This is a genomic window from Streptococcus mitis (genome assembly GCF_946190115.1).
In the GTDB taxonomy this organism is placed as follows: Bacteria; Bacillota; Bacilli; order Lactobacillales; family Streptococcaceae; genus Streptococcus; species Streptococcus mitis_CO.
Window position 1 is genome coordinate 1 of the sequence record NZ_CAMHZG010000067.1, and the last position, 256, is coordinate 256.

1 pseudogene is annotated in these 256 nt (G+C 56.6%); it reads right to left on the reverse strand.

Annotated features, from left to right (window positions below):
- Nucleotides 1–256: pseudogene (locus N8L90_RS09445) on the reverse strand (hypothetical protein); the annotation flags it as partial.

Sequence of the window (256 nt, forward strand, 5' to 3'; positions counted from 1 at the left end):
CCACAAGCGCCGTAGCGTCTACCTCAGCATGAACAAGTGCTCTAGCGTCTACCTCAGCAACAACAAGTGCCGTAGCGTCTACCTCAGCCTGCACAAGTGCCGTAGCCTCTACCTCAGCCTCCACAAGTGCGGTAGCGTCTACATCAGCGTCAACAAGTGCCGTAGCCTCTACCTCAGCAAGGACAAGAGCAGTAGCCTCTACCTCAGCATCAACCAGAGCCGTAGCGTCTACCTCAGCGAGAACTAGGCCGGTAGC